3 protein-coding genes are annotated in these 17,522 nt (G+C 55.3%); all 3 read left to right on the forward strand.

Annotated features, from left to right (window positions below; translation table 11 throughout):
* Window positions 1–1,662 precede the first annotated feature (1,662 nt).
* The gene (locus tag MXE41_RS06250; RefSeq protein ID WP_247099871.1) at window positions 1,663–6,321 is read left to right on the forward strand and encodes a hypothetical protein; all 4,659 of its coding nucleotides are present in this window, start codon (window positions 1,663–1,665) and stop codon (window positions 6,319–6,321) included.
* Window positions 6,322–8,814: 2,493 nt separating this feature from the next.
* A complete protein-coding gene (locus MXE41_RS06255; protein ID WP_247099873.1) occupies window positions 8,815–15,186 on the forward strand; it encodes a hypothetical protein in 6,372 nt (2,123 codons plus the stop codon).
* A 1,030-nt stretch (window positions 15,187–16,216) separates the two neighbouring features.
* A partial coding sequence (locus MXE41_RS06260) for a POTRA domain-containing protein (RefSeq protein ID WP_247099872.1) occupies window positions 16,217–17,522 on the forward strand: 1,306 nt, incomplete at its 3' end.

Raw genomic sequence — 17,522 nt, forward strand, 5'->3', positions numbered from 1 at the left:
TGAGTTATCAGCTGTGAGCTGTCAGATCATGACAGGCTTTTCGTTCAGGCTGTGTGGGCACAGCCTGTATTGCTTCACAGTGATGGAAGGGACAGTTTGGCCTTCAAAGCACAGTAGCATGTGACACTGATGGTCTTTACTGCGCAAGCAGACATACATTCACAGGTTGTGAAAATGAATGTGCCCGTTATTGTAGCCTATCATGCTTAGAGAACAGGGGTTTTTTGCACAAAAAGACTGTGACATTATCAGGAGGCACGCTGAGATACAGGCCCGTCATTATGATGAGCCTGTGCAGAGCAGCTGCCGGGACAGTGTCAGCCACTGGACATTGAGACTTTACGCGTCCGTCAGGACGCGTGTACATCATGATTTTGAGCAAGCATACTCACTGACGAAACAAACTTTTGTGAGCTGCTTCGATTTTCTACAATGCAGCCTGTCTGTTAAAGAGGCATCAGCATATATACAGGCAGATCCTGCTTTGCATAAAAGCCGTTAAATACCAAGCAAATGCCCGTATTCATGCAGTGCGTGCTCCCCTGCCCGCCGACATTATCCATGCGGCCCTGCTCCTGATTAGTCATCACTCTTACGTATAACCATGATGGTGGCACTGCACCAGAGCAAGGCAGTGTCCCGCTCTGGCCCCGGCCCTGTCATGTCCCAGGCCTGGCAATAGCCATGAATATGGGGCCGGATCAGTAGCTGACCTCGGGCCCGGCAATAGCCATGAATCCGGGGCCGGATCCGGAGCTGGCCCCGGGCCTTGTAATAGCCAGGGGGGTTGACCAGATCCATGCGGCACTGCAGAGCCTGAATATCATTGCGCTCCTTTCCAGGAGCATGGCTGCTCACTATCTCACTATGAAGATGCGGCCGCAGAGCGCACTGACCATTTCAGGATGGCCTGGTCGGGCTCCTCTTTGACTTTGCCCTGTCCGCTTTTGTATCCGTCACACAGTGCCTGCTATAACCGGCACGTCTCGGTCAGCCTGCTATTACAACCATGCCGTCATGCCCTTTGCAGGCCGGGTCGCACAGCGCGGGCTGCAGCGCTCTGCCGCGCCCTGATGTCCCTCATTTTGGCTGTGTTCTTTTCATTCTGGTTGCTGTGACAAAGAGGCCCTCTCTGGGCTTTGACCTGCCCATGCCATGCCCTGCCCATGCCATGCCCGGCACAGGCCATGTCCGGGCCCTGCCCGGTCAGCTGCCGGTTTTTAACGGTCTGGTAAGTTCTGATCCTGCCTGTCCCGGGCTGCTTGCCTGTGGCTATGACTGGGTTCGCTGGCAGACGCCTTCACCGCCTGCTGCATCTTAATGACCCTTTTATTGTTCGTGCATATTCGGGGGTGAGGCAGTTGGGGTTTGCATGGCAGGGGCGGGGCATGATGATGCGTTGCAGCTGCAGCTGCAGCTGTGGCTGTGGCTGCAGATAAGGGCGTCAATGGTACGTTCGTGGTGGCAGAGGCCCCCTCTGTTGCGGCCGGGGCGGAAAATTTCCATCATGACCCCTGTGTACGATACAATATAAGATCAGGATTTTTCGGCCTCTCAGAGGGCCCGGCTTACGCACCAGGGGTGCAGTGATGCTGTTGCCCTGTCCCTGAGCGGCGTGATTTTACGGGGCCGTAAGGGGCTTTGCCCTTTTGCGGGAAACAGATGAGCGATAGCGAAAAGATCAGAAAAGTTGTCTTCAGCAGGAACCTGCCCAATGGCGAGGTCTACTACTATGAAGAAGAATTTCTCACTGAGCCGGGCAGTCGTGGGGAAACCAGTCTGGGAGACCGACTGATTGCCATGTCCACAGCCGGCAGTGATGAAATCGTCGCTACCTGTACCTACAGGGGCGTACCACGTGGTGGACTGTTAAAGAAAATCCCTGCCGAAAATAATAATGGCTATCAGCTGGTAGGCGATATGACCTCTGTTCCTGCAGGTACAGGCTCCGGCAGATTTTCACCATCACCAGGCATCACACCAGTCAGCAGGACCAGAGCCGGGTCAGGCCGCAGTGCCAGTGCTGCAGGTGGCAGCTCCACTGCCTCAGGCGCCGGTAACAGCGCCGCTGCTGCGGTCCGGTCCGGGGACAACGCTGGAGAGCGCCAGGGCGGAGCAGCCGGCAGCGCGCCGTCAGCCACGGGAGCTGTGGCACGTGGCGGTGCTGTCAGTGCAGCTCAGAGAGCTGAACGGGCCGCGCGCAGAGCAGCAGCTGATCTCGATGCCTGGTCGCGAACTGATGAGTCAGCCTGGAAAGAGGACGCTCATGAAGAGCGGCGGCCCTGGTATTACGACGATGATGAGCCCATGGAAGAAGATGAGTTTGATGCCCGGGCCATATATCGCAGCAACCGCTCGTCGCAGTCACCTCTGGGAGCTGATTTGCGCGGCGGGGCACATTTTTTCCGATCCCCGGCCGGGCAGGCACGTGACGGTCAGTGGGGGCAGCAGCAAAGCCCTCAGGAAAGTATTTCACACAACAGCTATACACAAGGAAACGGACCAATGAATGGTACAAAGCACAATAACACTCAAACTCCAGCTGATCAGGCTGCAAGAAAGAGCAATGGTGCTGAGCGTACCTCAGCTCAGTACAATCGCTACGTCTCAGGCCGTTACGAGCGTACTCCTGTCAATTCTCAGGTCGTTTTCAAGGATTTCTACACTCCAAGGGACAGCGCCAATGCTTCCTTTATCTCTGCCCGTCAGATAAATCCGACACCGGCACGTATCAGGACAGTACCGGCCTCCAGCCGTGCTGCTGCCCGTGCCGAGGCCGCTTATGGCGCCTCACAGCATGGCACTTTCTCTCAGAGCACTGCAATTTCCGGCAATACTGCTGTTTACAGCTCAGCTGCTGGTGCTGTGGCTGATCTTCAGACTGTACCTGCTGCCCCTGCAAGGCAACGTCAGACTGATATTCACCCTCATGGCTACCTGCAGGATCAGGGACACTTTCCTATCCGTGGCGTGTGCGGTATCCGTGGTCATGTCGATGCCGGCACGGGATCAGCAGCTGAGCGCCGTCGCGATGCCATGGATAATCTCATGGTGCCTGATTCCCGTGGTGCGCTGCCTGTAGATGAAAATTACCGTCCAAGTGAAAGCGCCAAGGTATTTGCCTTCCAGTATTCCTCTCAGCGTCAGGCTTATTCTCATGCCAAATCAGTAAGCCGCTATTCCTACGGAGCCGAATATGCCGGCTGGCAGCGCAGTGAATCAGGCCATAAGCAGCCTGACAGTGCCGCTCAGATAGCTGCCTTAAAGAGCAGTGAGGTAAAGCAGGGTCATGTAAAAGTAACCACCCCTGCTGATTTTGCTGCCGGCAAGGCTCCATCTCAGTGGTGGCGTGATCAGAAACTGACCGAGCGCTCAGCTCAGAAGGCTTTTGCCGCAGAGCACTTCAAACAGAATACCCGTGGCTCCTACATTGGCACTCCTGATGAGTTCATTCCCAAGAATGACGATGACAGCATGCGCCGTTCAGCACGTACTGTTTACAGTGCCGATCAGCTCAGGGGCTCTGAGGCCACAGTAATTATGGGCGGCCGCGATGAGGCCGACCGTCAGATGCAGGCTCAGGCCGCAGCCCAGGCAGAACACGATGCCCAGCAGGCTGCAAGGGCCGCACAGGAGCAGGAGCGCCTTGCCCGTGAGCAGGAGCTCAGGGCCCGTGCCGAGCAGGAGGAGCGTGCCCGCCGTGAGGAGAAAGCCCGACGCGAGGCTGAGCAGGCACGCCTTGAGGCTGAGCAGGCCAGACTGGCAGCTCAGGAACAGGCCAGCACAGAAGCTGCCGAGGCTGCACAAACGGAGGCTGAAGAGGCCGCCGCTGCCGCTCAGGCTGCTGCTCAAAGCGAGAAGGACAAGGGCCCAAGCACAGCTGTTGCCCGCTCTGAGCTTAAGCTGGCCCCTGTTGATCCTTCATTTGCCGATTTCAAGACCGCCGATGGCTCCCGCGCCACCATGGTCGAAGATGTGCCTAAGGCTGTTACAGGCAATGATGTCACCCATCCGGGCATGAACGTCAACTCCAGTGACTCAACAGCCATAACCTCAAGTTCAGCAGCTCTTAAGGATGCCTTTGAGGCTGACACCCATGAGGAAGATGAAAACCTGCAGTCCACCACTATTTCCGGCACTTCGCAGGAAGCTCCGGCCCGTGCTGAAACTCCGGCACCTGCCTCCTACAGCTTTGGTGACTTCAAGACTGCTGACGGCTCCCTTGCCGATGCCACCTACCGTGTACCGGTAATGAGTCAGAAGCAGCTGCAGGCCCAACGTGAGCTGGAAGCCCGCCAAAAGGCTGAGCAGGAGCGTCTTGAGGCCGAACGTCTCGAAGCCGAACGTCTCGAAGCTGAGCGTAAGGCTGAAGAAGAGCGCAAAGCCGCCGAAAAGGCTGAGCAGGAGCGTCTGGAGGCTGAGCGCAAGGCTGAAGAAGAGCGCAGGGCTGCCGAAAAGGCCGAGCAGGAGCGTCTGGAGGCCGAGCGTAAGGCTGAAGAAGAGCGTAAGGCCGCCGAAAAGGCTGAGCAGGAGCGCCTCGAGGCTGAGCGTAAGGCTGAAGAAGAGCGCAAAGCAGCCGAAAAGGCTGAGCAGGAGCGCCTCGAGGCCGAGCGCAAGGCTGAAGAAGAGCGTAAGGCTGCCGAAAAGGCTGAGCATGAACGCCTCGAGGCTGAGCGTAAGGCTGAAGAAGAGCGCAAGGCTGCCGAAAAGGCCGAGCAGGAACGCCTGGAGGCTGAGCGCCGTGAAGCCGAGCGTAAGGCCGAAGAAGAGCGCAAGGCTGCCGAAAAGGCTGAGCAGGAGCGCCTCGAGGCCGAGCGTAAGGCTGAAGAAGAACGTCTGGCTGCCGAGAAGGCAGAGCTTGAGCGTCTTGAGGCTGAACAGGCTGAGCTTGAGGCTGTCCGTAAGGCTGAGCAGGAGCGTGAGGCCGCTGAAAGAGCCGAACGTGCTGCAGCTGCGGCCGCAGCCGCTGCAGCCGGAGCTGCCGATGGCGATACCGGTGACTCTGCTCAGAGTGCTGCTCCTGCAGCTGGCAGTGCTGCTCAGAGCAAGGCAGACGGTGCTCAGGGCGAGCAGCCTAAGGCCATGACCAAGTCTCAGGCCCGCCGTGCCCGTCAGAGAGCCAAAGCTCAGGCCCGTGCCGCAGCTGCCCGCGCAGCCGCTGAAGCCGCCCAGGCCCAGAAGGATCGTGCTCAGGCCGTGTCTGGCGCTGTAAGCTCTGATAATGCCTCAGCAGCTGCTGCAGGCGCTGCTGTTGCCGGTGTCGCCGCAGGCGCCACTGCAGCCGGTGCTGCAGTTGCAGCTGTCTCTGAAGCTAAGGCAATTACCGACGATAAAGTAAACAGTACTGCCATCTCCGGTGATGTTTCCGTAAATCCTGATACCAGCACATTCTTTGGCAGCACTGAAGATACCGGTGCTTTTGAACAGGATCTGGTTATCAAGGCCGAATACTCACATCAGAGCCTTGATGAGCTGGCTGCCACCATCAAGGGTGAGAGCGAGAACCATCCACTGGCCTACAGGGAAAGTACTCAGGTTGATGCCATGGGCTCAGCCTACCGTCCAGCTGACAGCGACACTGCTGCCATTGTGGCTCAGGCCACGACAGAGGCTGGTGATGAGCACAGCGCTGATCAGAGCGCAACTGAGGAGGTTGAGCCTTCTGTTGATGCTGCCAGCCTCGTATCCGGTGCTGCCCTGCCAGATGGTGATGAGCGCCAGGAGCCGGGACTTAGCACCCTGCCAGTTATTGACAATCTCGAGCTGGAGCAGGAGCCACAGCTCAATCTGGCCAGCAGCGTAGTCGACGTGGACCGCGAGCCTTCACTAAAGGACGTAGCCCGTGTTGAAAACGTTCAGGACGAAGAAGAGCCGGTATTTAAGGACAATGAAGCCATGGGCAGCGTAATTGATGCTGTCAGTGGTGAGTCCATTACTGAGCGTGACCTGATCTTTGCTACCCCTACCCGCTTTGTGGAAAACGAGGGCTCAGCTGAAGATTCACGTCAGGCCATGATTGCCGAGGCTGCCCAGAGTGGCGGATCCGGTGCTCAGACCGCAGGCGGCGTGAAAGACCATGCACGTGCCGCTCAGAACGCCATTGCCGATGCCGTAGCAGACTCACTGGAAAGCGAAGATCTGCTGGCTGACAGCTTTATGTCTGATGACAGCGGTCTTGAGTATCTGCATACCTCAAGCAATACAGAGGGCAGTACCGCACGTGGCTCAAGCAGTCTGGCCAATCTGGCAGCCGAACTGGTAGACGACTTTGACGATCCTTTTGAAGACAGCTTTGCCTCAAGTCTTGATGAGGATAAGTAAGACCACACTGTTCAGGCTGCTGCCTTGTGCCCCTCAGGGCATCAAAAAGCAGCCTGCCAGGCAATCCCTGAGGCCGGCACAGCCCCCTGACCGGGCTTTCAGGGAAGCTCTGACCCGGGCCGCACGGCTCCCCATTCAGCCCCGGAGTGCTCACGCATTCCGGGGCTGATTATATTCAGGCCAGGAATTTTGAACTTTCAGCCCGACCCGGCTCTCCCTGTATCGGCCGACTATGAGCGGCAGACTGACGGAAGATTGATGCCCCGGCGACTGACTCCCCGAAGCTGGAAGACTGATGCCCCGGCGATAGCCGTCTCGGCGGCGGACTCTCCGGCATGGGCAAACAAAAGCCATGGCGACAGACGTCACGGCTGCGGCAGACCCAGGCGCTTGCGACCGATGTCCCGGCGGCGTACTCTCCGACGAGGGCAAACGAAAGCCATGGCGACAGACGTCCCTGTCCCAGGGTAAAGTGCGCTGGGTCTTCTGGCCATGTGCTGCCCGTCTCCTCCAGATTGTCCTCACCTGAGGCATATGGTCACTGTCATGGCCATATCATCTTCATGCCTGCTGCGCTTGTGGAAGTATGTTCCGGCCCTGGTGGTGCACGGGCTGGGGCTGGGGGCGTGGGCTGAACTGACGTGCCGTCGCGCGCTACAGCTGATTTTGGTATAATTTCACAGATAGTTTCTTTTCCGAGTCAGGGTTACGCGCCCGGCTCCGGCCATGGTTTTGCCTCACCGTCAGTTTCAGGAAATATCCTGCTGACTTCAAAGCCAGGCCCGTGGTAATCGCCACCTCAAAAACCAGTTGTCCTTACAGTAACCGTCCCGGCCAGGATATATATCTGCCACGGCGACACGGTGAAAGCCCTAACAGCTCGAGCCGGTTAATATAATCCCCCGGGAGAACCGGCAGCATCAAAAAGCCCATTACAGGCCCGCTGCCCGTCCTCATCAGAACTGCGCAGCTGCAGTATCTGACAGGGAGATGTTCAGGCCATGACAACTGCCGATTTCAGGCACCTGACGCACGCATCATATCTGCTTTATTCCTCTCCTGTTTTCCGCCCACCATCTCTTAATACTGCCCGTCTCTGACGCAGCAGTACGCCTCCTGTTACCTTTTCTGCGCTCACAGCCCCCCAGGACAGGCTGTACTGGCATTAACCTGCCTGCACGGCGTTACCTGAAAGCAGGCCAGCCCCGGCAATGTTCTGCAATGGTCAGCCCTGGCATTCAAAACTGTTCTAAGGCCGGTCCTCTGCCATTATGAACTGGTCCTGCCTAAGGCACTGTGCCCAGGCCTGGCCTCGAGCATTACGGTCACAGCCGCCTGCTGCCTTACGGTCAGCTCTGCATCATTTCGCTAAGAGCTGGTGCCTTTCGGTTAGTGCCATATACCTGGACAGAGCCATCAGCAAGAAGCTCATGACTTCATCAGGGTCATCAGGGCTAAAAAGCCTCTGATCAGAATCAGGCGGCCTGATACGTCTACAGTTCCCGGCTATGCCCGAACTGACAGTATGAGTCATGCAGCTGAGACTGGCATGGCCTGACAGGGCCTGCGGCCAGGCCTGTGCATACATGGCGCCATGAGCTCAGTAAGTCCATAGCAGCGGCAAGGCCAGCTCAAAGAGCCGATCAGGTACTGACCCGGCGCCTGCCATTGCGGTAAGTTAACCATGCAGAGCTTACTGAGTCGACCTGAGAAAGCTGTCACTGCATTGCAGCGGTAAAGAGCGCTCAGGGTTTGTAAGCTCAGGGCACAGTCAGGCTCCGGTTATGCACCGTCAGCCAGGACAGTAATCCTGTCAGTCATGAGCAGCGGGCTTTAAGTCCCCGACTGCAGCAGGCTGCATCGGCTGCTGCAGAGTGCAGGACTCTTCCGGAACACCGGGTATGAAGATGATTGCAGGCTAAGGGTGAGGCAGGAATTAAGAGATGAAAACGGACAGACACAGATGAGGTTAATGCAGGCAGACATGAATGCATGTGCGCCAGTGGTTTTTGAGTAATAACAGTTAAGAACCTGTCAGCTCTTATATCTCTGGTCAGTATGGCCCCCTGCCTTAAATCACAGGTATGGGCAGACAAGCAGTAAGTACTGCAGTGAGCACGGCCGTTCATGGCTGGCATGGCTGTAAGGCAGGTTGCATATGCACGCCGTGGCCTGAGTCCCTGAAGCACTGAAGCCAGTAAGGCCGACACTGCCCTGTCTGGCAGCCAGTAAGGCCCGGCACTGCAAAGCCGTGCAAGCAGCAATATGCAGCCCGAGGCGGCTCATGCCGGCGTGGTCGTGCTGTGCTGCCCAGCCCGGACCTGCCAGGACGGCGGCCTTGCCGACTGTCTGACTGGCATGTGCTACTGCTTGCGGCCGTATGATGGCCATGCAGCTGCATGGCAGCATGCCGGTATGCCGCTGGCCCTGAGAGGGCCTGCCTGCAGATAAGAGATAAGAGCTGACGGCGCTGTGTATAAGACGCCTCATAACATGTCCGTACAACTTGCAGAACTTATGCTTCCGCTGCGCCAGGCCGCGCGGCAGAGCTTTAACAGCAATACACTTTATTTCCTTGACGGTCCCATACCTGAGCATCTTGGCTTTCGCCTCGATATCACTGGTCAGGACCGCCCGATGAGGGAGGCTGTGGCACGCCTTGAGCAAAGCAGCCTGCATCAACAGGTCATCCTGGCCGTTGAGGCTGCTGATGCCCGCTGCGCTGCACTGCAGGGACTTATCGATGCATTTGTCCGTAAGGAGCTTAATCTGCAGGTAGGCCTGGTCAGCAGTGAAATCAAAAGCCGTGCTCCTTCAAGCGCCGAAAAGCTGCGTCTGCTGGAGATTAATTCTTTCCTGTCTCAGCAAAGCCGTCTTAAGCTTTCCATTTATTTCCTGAGCATGGCCCGGGCCCTGCTCGGCCTGTATCCGCTTGCCTGGCATTTGCGTGAAATTGGCTTTACCCCGGCTGACCTGAACCTGGGCAGTTCTGTCTTTGGGGGCTTTTCACCTCAGCACAAAGAGCGGATCGCTCTTATGGCTGCCCTTTTTGGCAGTTCAGGTCTCACAGCTGTGCAAAAGTCCCGTATGGCAAAGGAGCAGCAGGCACAGGCCCGGCAGTCAGCAGGAGCACCGCAGGACCACGCCAGGAAAGCAAATGCCACCGGGGCTGAGGCTGCCGGGGCTGACGCAACCGGCTCTGCCGGTCTGTCCGGCTGTGAGGGCAACTGCGCGGTCTTCTCCCCTGTGGACTTTGGTCAGGATGCCTGTGACCGGCTTGAGCTTATTGCCCGTCTGATACGCTGTCTTTGCACTGTAAGAGACGGCGGTATTCTCTATGGTTTTGCTCTTGCCGGACTTGAAAATGTTATTCAGTCGCTTTACAGCCTGGCCCGTGTTAATCCTGAGCTGAGCATTGAGCAGCTGGTAGACCAGCTTGCCCAGTACTTTGCCAATCAGCCTGTACCGGCCATTGTCCGACTCAACTGTCTGGTTAACAGCCCGGCATGGGCCCGCAGCCGTATGCGCCTGAACGGCGCCACAGCCGACAGCAGATCAGCTCTGTCTCCGGTATCGGGCAACACTCAGGAGCGCCTGTACAAAAAAGACCGCAATCTGGTCACCTTCATAACCCCGGCTGATCTCTTTGGCAATTCAGCAGGCTCCTTATCCATTGAAAATGCGGCCGGTCAGATGCCGTCAGCTACCAGCGGTCTGGATACCATGCCGGCTGCCGGTATTGCCCCTTCTCACACCAGTGGCCTTGATATATCTCCGGCAGCTGGTCCATCCTTAACCAGCGGCCTTGATGTCACCCCGGCTGTGGCAGCTGCAACCGGAGCATCAGCTGCACAGTCCTCACACGCAGCCATTGCAGGAACCACAGAGTCCGCTGCAGTTATTCCATCCAGTGCAGGAGACAGGAACACTGCCGCTGAGGAGCCAGCCCGTGCACGAGACAGGCAGTCCGCCGCCAAGGTATCAGACCGTGCAGAGGGCACAAAGGCTGCCTTATCTGCCCATGAAGACAGTGCAGATGCTGGTCACGTATCTGGCTCACATCATACTGCCCAGAGCAGGGCAGAGGGCCAACAGGACCAGTCAGGTTCAAAATCAAAAGCTCAAAGCAGCAGCTCCAGGCACAAGGCAGAGCAGCAGGATCAGGACAGCGACAGCACTGTTGTCTCTGAATCCGACAAGGGCAATGACAGTGCCGGTGTACAGTCGCAGAGCGCTGACAATGAGAGCATTAACAGTGACAGTGGGATGAAGTTTGCCTCAGGACTGGCCGGAGCCCTGTCTCTTGATAACGGCTCGAGTTCTGACAGTGGATTGCTCGATATTGCCCCGGCTGCAGGTGGCAATGCCGACAGCCTGCTCGATATTGCTCCTGCAGCTGCGCCTGCATCTGCTGGCAGTGGCCAGAACTCAGAGCCTGAACATTCCCCGGCAGCGCCAGAGCCTGCCACTGCAGTAACAGATGCAGCTGCAGATGCAGCCGATGCAGTGCTGGATGCTGCAGGCGATGATAAGACTGCAGCTGCAGCTGCAGCTGTAGCTGCGCCTGCAAGTGCAGCTGATGCAGAGTCTGACCATGCAGCCTCTGAAAGTGCTTTACATAATCAAAAGAAAAGTGCTGTGCATAATGAGGACCAGCAGCTCAAGGGGAAATCAAAGTCCAGGAGCGGTGGCGCCAGTGATGCCAGTACTGCTCATGACAGGGAGGCTGACTCTGGCAGTGCCGGGGATCATAAAGCGGCCCACAATAAAGCTCAGGACAGCAAGTCAGCAAAGAAAGGCAAAAATGGCGCTAAATCTGAGTCTGGCAAAGATCGCTCCACTAAGGACAAATCAGCAGGACGTAGTCGTGACAGCAGCTTAACTGAGCAAAAGGCCTCAGGAAAAGAACGTCATGGTGGACGCGGGCGTAACCGTAAAGAGCCTCGTAACGATCTCTACCTGGGAGTAGAGGGTATGCTTGCTTTCCTTAAGGATACTGATGCTGATGACACATCCTATACTGCAAGGGCCCGCGCTCACTTTGACTCGGTAGCTGACCGCTATCTGTCAAAGGACGAAGACCAGGACTCTGGCAGCAGGAGGGTATTTCGTGGTTCATTAAAGGAAGAAGAGACAGTTGAAAGTGCCCGGTCAGATGCACAGGCAACAGCTGACTCACAAACCGGTACCTGGGTCCCTAAAAGCAATCTCTTTGACGATGAGCTGCCTGCAGATAAAAGGCGCTCATCAGCAAGGAGCCGCGCTCCATTAAGGACAGGATCCATGGCAAGTGATGAGGTCAGTACCAGCGACAGTGTCGGCGCCAGTGCAGAGGGCAGTACCAGTAACGGTACCGGCGCCAGGGCAGTGGATATTACCAGCGCTCATAAAGACATCAGTGAATCTCAGTCTGGTGGTCTGCTGATCGATGCCGGTGGTCTTTTGGTTACTCCGGCAGCAGGTTACAGCGCTGATGACAGTACAGGACTTATGGTAAGTCGTGCCGGAAACGCCACAGTTTCCGGTCTGGACCTTATTCCAGCAGCAACTTCCGGTCTTGAGCTTATTCCTGCAGCATCAGTGCAGGCCCAGTCTGATAAAAGCGCTGATAATGCCAGTGATCTGGGCGATCACGTACTCAAAGCACAGGATTGCGCTACCAGGACAACCAGCACTTTACAAAGTACAGATACGGCCAGTTCAGCGGATGACAGTGAGGCAGAATTTTCTGAGAGTGTGGAGTCAGCTGGTGATAACAGTGCTGATAACAAAGAGGCCAGTGAACTGCAGGGGTTAACCGTAAACAGTGACAGCTCATCTGACAATGGCTTTGTTATTACTCCTGCAGCTGCAGGTGCAGCCAACAGTTCAGCTGCTACCATCAGCTCAGCTGCTACTCATGCTGCGAGCACGGCTGCTGACAGGGGAGCTGAGGCTGGTGGTGATGATACGTCTGCTGACCGTAGAGCCGCAGCCAAAGCATCAGTTACCGAGGGCTCTGCCCCTGATCTTCAGCTGGTGTCAGCATATGATGAAACAGGTGTTGAATCAGAGGGTGATGAAGACGAAACAGTATCTGAGTCAGCTCAGTCTGAGACAGCTGATTTAGAGTCAGCTCAGTCACATTCCGCTCAATCAGATTCAGCAGGAAGCAGCAACGCAGCCAGGAACCAGATGGGCAATAACAGCTCTCAGGAGCAAAGTTTTCAAGACCTGACCGGCCTTGGTCTTGTTAATGCTGCCTCAGCAACCCGGAGCGCGTCGGACATTTCTGCTGCTGATGGTACTGCTGCAGGTATTGCCGATAACAGTGACTATGAGTCCCTGACATCAGACTTTGCGATAACTCCGGCTGTAAGTCAGTCACAGCTGTCGCTGTCAGCTCTCTCTGGCAGTACTGTAAAGCTGGGCAATGACTCAGCCTCGCTTAGCCTCTTTAATGCAGCTGACTCACAGCTTGCTGTGGAGAGCAGTACCCATAATGTCTTATTAGGACAGACAACACTCACCGGGATGACACCGGCTTCAGGCATCAAGGCAGCAGACACTCATGACCACAGTCAGGGCACCGGCCTCGGACAAAGCTCCCTTTTGCTTACTCCTGCAGATGCAGCAGCTGGTCTGCGTGCCGGCTCTGAAACAGGCCATACATCTGACAGCAGATCCGACAGTGATAAGGCAGCTGGTGATGAAGGGCGTTCGACCTCTATAAAGGAGGACATCTCAGCAGTTAATGATACTGTCCCGGCTGAGGCTGTTTCTTCAGGCAGTGAGTCTGAGTCTCTTGCACAGGCTGATGCAGATAATGAAGAGCATACCCATGGTGTATATGACGCCACTGAGCATAGCGAAGCTGATTCAGATTTAGACAATGATGCAGAGCTTGACGCAGAGGTTGATTCAGAAGATGAGTCCGACTCCGGCTACAGTTCTGATGACGAGGCTGACCCTGATGATGACCTCCCTGAGGATCTGGATGAACATGATGAGACGTCAGATCATGAGGATGACCTTTATCTGGAAGCATACGGCGAGGATGAGGCTGATTACTCTTATGACGCTGATATTCCTTACGATGATGCTCAGGATGATGAACTTGCTGATGAGCTCGAGCTTGAAGGCGAAGACCAGGACGCCCCTGATGGCGATCTGGAAGACGAAGACCAGGACGACCATGATATTGATGATGAGGCCGAAAGTGAAGCTAACGCTTATGAAGATGAAGAGGAGTCCGACAGCGATATAGATTCTGAAAAAGCCGGCGCTGATACAGGCGACACAGATGATGTCGATGACGACCTTGACGACCTTGAGGGCGCATCAGATGAGGGCGAGTCAGATCTTGATGGTGACGACGAGCTCTATGACCTCGACGATGATTATGACGAGGCTGATGATGACAGCGACTTTGATGATGATGCCTATGCTGATGAGGTCGACGAGGCAGATGACGACTATGCTGATCTTGATGATGCCTGTAAAGACGACAGCGACTTTGATGCTGATGTTGATGCTGACGAGGTCGATGAGGCAGATTACGAAGCTGATGAAGTAGACGAGGCAGATGACGACTATGCTGACCTTGATGATGCCGGTGAAGCCAAGGGCTCTGCAGCTCATGATTCCGAGGAGGCGGCAGCCGATGACGAAGATAATGGTGAGGATGTCACTGTAGTAAGTGTCAACAGCGGTAATCAGCTGGCAAAGCCACAGGAAAAGAAGTCTGAGAGCTATGACAAGTTCAACTGGACAACACGCAAGCTCAAGGCATCCAGCGTTATCAGCACTGCAAGTGGCTCATCTTCCAGTGGTGCTGCTGTTGATGCCGGTGCCCAGGCTGGCTCTGAGAGTTCCGGTAGTGAACTGTCCGGATCGGGCGAAGCCACAGGTCCGGCAGCTGCCATAGCTGATGACAGTGGCGACAGTGCACGCATTGAGGGCTCATTTGACGCTATTACCGGATCCTTCATTCCGGCTCAGGTAAGTGCTGACAGGCGCAGCTCTGGAACCGGCGGTGTGCCTTCTGACCATAATGGCCAGTTACCTTCTTCATCTGACAGAGCAGCCAGTGCCTCAACTGACAGCGCAATGGGCAGTGCTGGCGTAACTGGCAATGATTCAGCTCAGGATGATTTCCAGCAGGCGCATGGCCGTAACGGTTATGGCACGACTGCTGGAGCTGACGCAGGCAACTGCATTGCTGCCGGTACTGCCGCAGCAAGAGGACAAGCCCATACCAATGCTCATGCCACCGCGCATGGCGGAGCTGCGGTCGGTGCGGGCGCTGCTAATCTGAACTGGGATATGGTCATGGACTGCGATCCTGAGCTGCTGCGCTTTAAGTACTGTATGCTTCAGGCGCAGAGCTACCTTTTAAGTCAGGCTGAATACAATCGTCTGATGGAGACCAGACATGACAGCTCTGATATGGAAATCAGCGGTTCAATGGGTCAGGACAGAGGTACAGGCAGCCTGTCTGCAAGGCCGCTTTGGGCTGAGGTGGGGCGCTGCAGGCTCATGCATGTCTGTGGCTCGCCTGAGTATCTTGAAGATGTGAAAAATGCCATGGTTGCAGCCCTGTCCTCAAACGCAGCCGATCAGCAGCAGCTGGGACGCAGCGTTGCACGATTTAATTACTACGGTCGTGTACTGGGCTCGACCTGGAGTATCATGCCAAACAGCGAGGGCAGTCCATATCCTTCCAGTTCTGAATGCTCACTTGCCAGCATAAGAGAAAATGAGAGTGTTCAGTTTGTGGTCGGATCTCTGCTGTTATCAGCATACGCAATCTACTCTCAGGCCCATCTGAGTATCCTGCGTACCTCATGGCAGCGTATTGGCAAGAAGCCGCCATTTCAGGCCTGATAAATATTGACCTTTCTTTACATACCCCCGTGATCATCTAAATGGTCTGGGGGTATGTTGTTTCAGGGGACAGAAAAGTGATCTTCAAGGCAAACTGAGATACAAAGGCCTGTAAACAGCGGCTTTTAAACAGACAGAGGGAGAGCTCAGCATGACGCTGGACGCATGGAGCAGAATGCATGACGCATCAGGGAAGTTGCAGGACGCAGGAGGCATGGAGCAGAATGCATGATGCACCAGGGATCTCGCAGGTCGCAGGGGCATGGAGCAGAATGTATGACGCATCAGGGAGGTCGCAGGACGCAGCAGGCATAGAGCAGGATGCATGACGCACCAGGGAAGTCGCAGGTCGCAGGACTAAAGCATGTCCAGCTCAGCTCACTGCATCTTATGCCTCACAGCTGGTCTTTTGCTCAAAAGCTGCAAGTCACCAGCTTGCGCATAGATAAAGTTCGATGCTTGAAGGGTAAAAATCGCTGTTTTTCGCTTACCTCAGATTGACGTTTGTTTGAGTTTCTATCTTTGCTCTTGATAATTTGGGGACTTTGGCGCTGCTGGGGCTGTTGGTCATGCCGATTTATATGCTCTTTGACAGTTAAAAAGTCTGATGAATTTGGGTTTATCGAGAATATTTATCAATTGCTGAAAAACGATGAATTTGAAACATGAGGTGGATCACGATTTATGTTTTAGAAGTGTGAGCAACTTCAAATTGACACTGATTTTGTCTGATTTTGTTCGTAAGCGTTTTTGCGACACTCATCACAAAAGTGACCCCCTTACTGATCACACCCAAAAAAAATTTTGTTTTGTTTTGTTTATCGGATATGACCTTATTTCTGTCTGATTTTTACGTACATATCACAGTGATCCAGGTCACGAAAAACGGCTGTCAAGTGGGCCATTTTTGGACCTCTTTTTGTTTCGTAAAATCGAGCTGAAAAACGGAGTGCGACTATAGGGCCACGGTCATGAACAAGTGCATGACCCTTAACCCCTATCATCAATCTTCAATCTGACAGGCATAAGTATGAAATTCGATTTTATGACTAACGCTGTATGTTTCTTCGCTGTAACCGCCGGTATGGCCTTAGCCGCCTCCAGCCACTCCGCCCACGCCCAGCAGTGCTGCCAGACCGCAAGCACCTGCACTGGCAGTCCAATGACTTCTCAGGCCATTCAGGAGCCTGAGCGTGTAGACGGTCACGTCTCTGACAGCACTCTGGCTTCAGCCCTGACTGCAGCCGCAACTTTCTATAAGGACAGCGCCAGCCGCTCCGAGGGTATTACCCTGGCAACAGGTGGCTGCGATTCTGCCTTCTCCGACCGTACCTGTGCAGTGGAGCAGGAGGCCCTGTCCCACTTCACCATTACCGATGTCAAAATCACCCGCTATGACGGCACCGAAGGTATGCAATGTAGCTCAGACAGCGACTGCAGCTGCGCTATTCCAGCTGCAGGTCTTGCACATGTTGACTCCTCAGCTGAGGCTGCCAGATCAGCTGATGCATTGATATCTGCTCAATCTCTTATTGAAAACGGCCCTGAGTCTGCTCCTGTAGCAGCCCTCAATGGCGGTGCAGCTCTGTCCCGTAGCGCTGGTGCCAGTGCTGCTGAGCACTTCCGTGCTGCAGCCGCAGGCGGCGCTGCTGGCGCTGCACCGGCCTCCGCTGGCAGCGGCCTGCAGGGTGTACGCCTGGTAGCTGCTCCACGCTATGAGGACAAGGCTCTGACTGCCGCAGCTCTCAGCTCTGTTGACCATCTGCGCGGAGCACCACTTGATGCCGGTACCCTGCAGCAGGCACTGGAAAGCTTTACCGATTTCTACCGCAATAAGGGCTATACCCTGTCTCAGGCCTACCTGCCTGCTCAGAGCATTGTTGATGGCTGGGTAGACCTTGCTGTGGTCAATCCGAAGTACAACAACTTCAACCTCGAGAACGTCTCCTATGTCTCTGATGACTATATGAAGTACCTCATGACTGATGTCTATGAGCTTGAGGGCAAGGATATTGTTGAGGGTGAGCTTGATGAGCGTCTGCTCAAGCTCTCTGATATCGGTACTTTCAATATTGCCGGTCAGATTGATAACTCTGATGCTGCAGGCCTCTATCGTGATGTTGATTTCCAGGCTGCTCCAGATGGTGATCAGGTCAATTTCGCTGTCTTTGCTGACAATTACGGCAACAAGAGCGCCGGACGCTACCGCTTTGGCGGTCTGATGGAGGTTATCTCTCCAGCTGGCATGGCTGACCGTCTGTCTGTGGTCTATGCCCGCTCCAACGAAAAGCAGAACAACTACAGCATCAATTACCGTATTCCGGTTAACTCTCATC

The sequence above is a fragment of the Anaerobiospirillum sp. NML120449 genome, assembly GCF_023051105.1.
Classification (GTDB): domain Bacteria; phylum Pseudomonadota; class Gammaproteobacteria; order Enterobacterales; family Succinivibrionaceae; genus Anaerobiospirillum.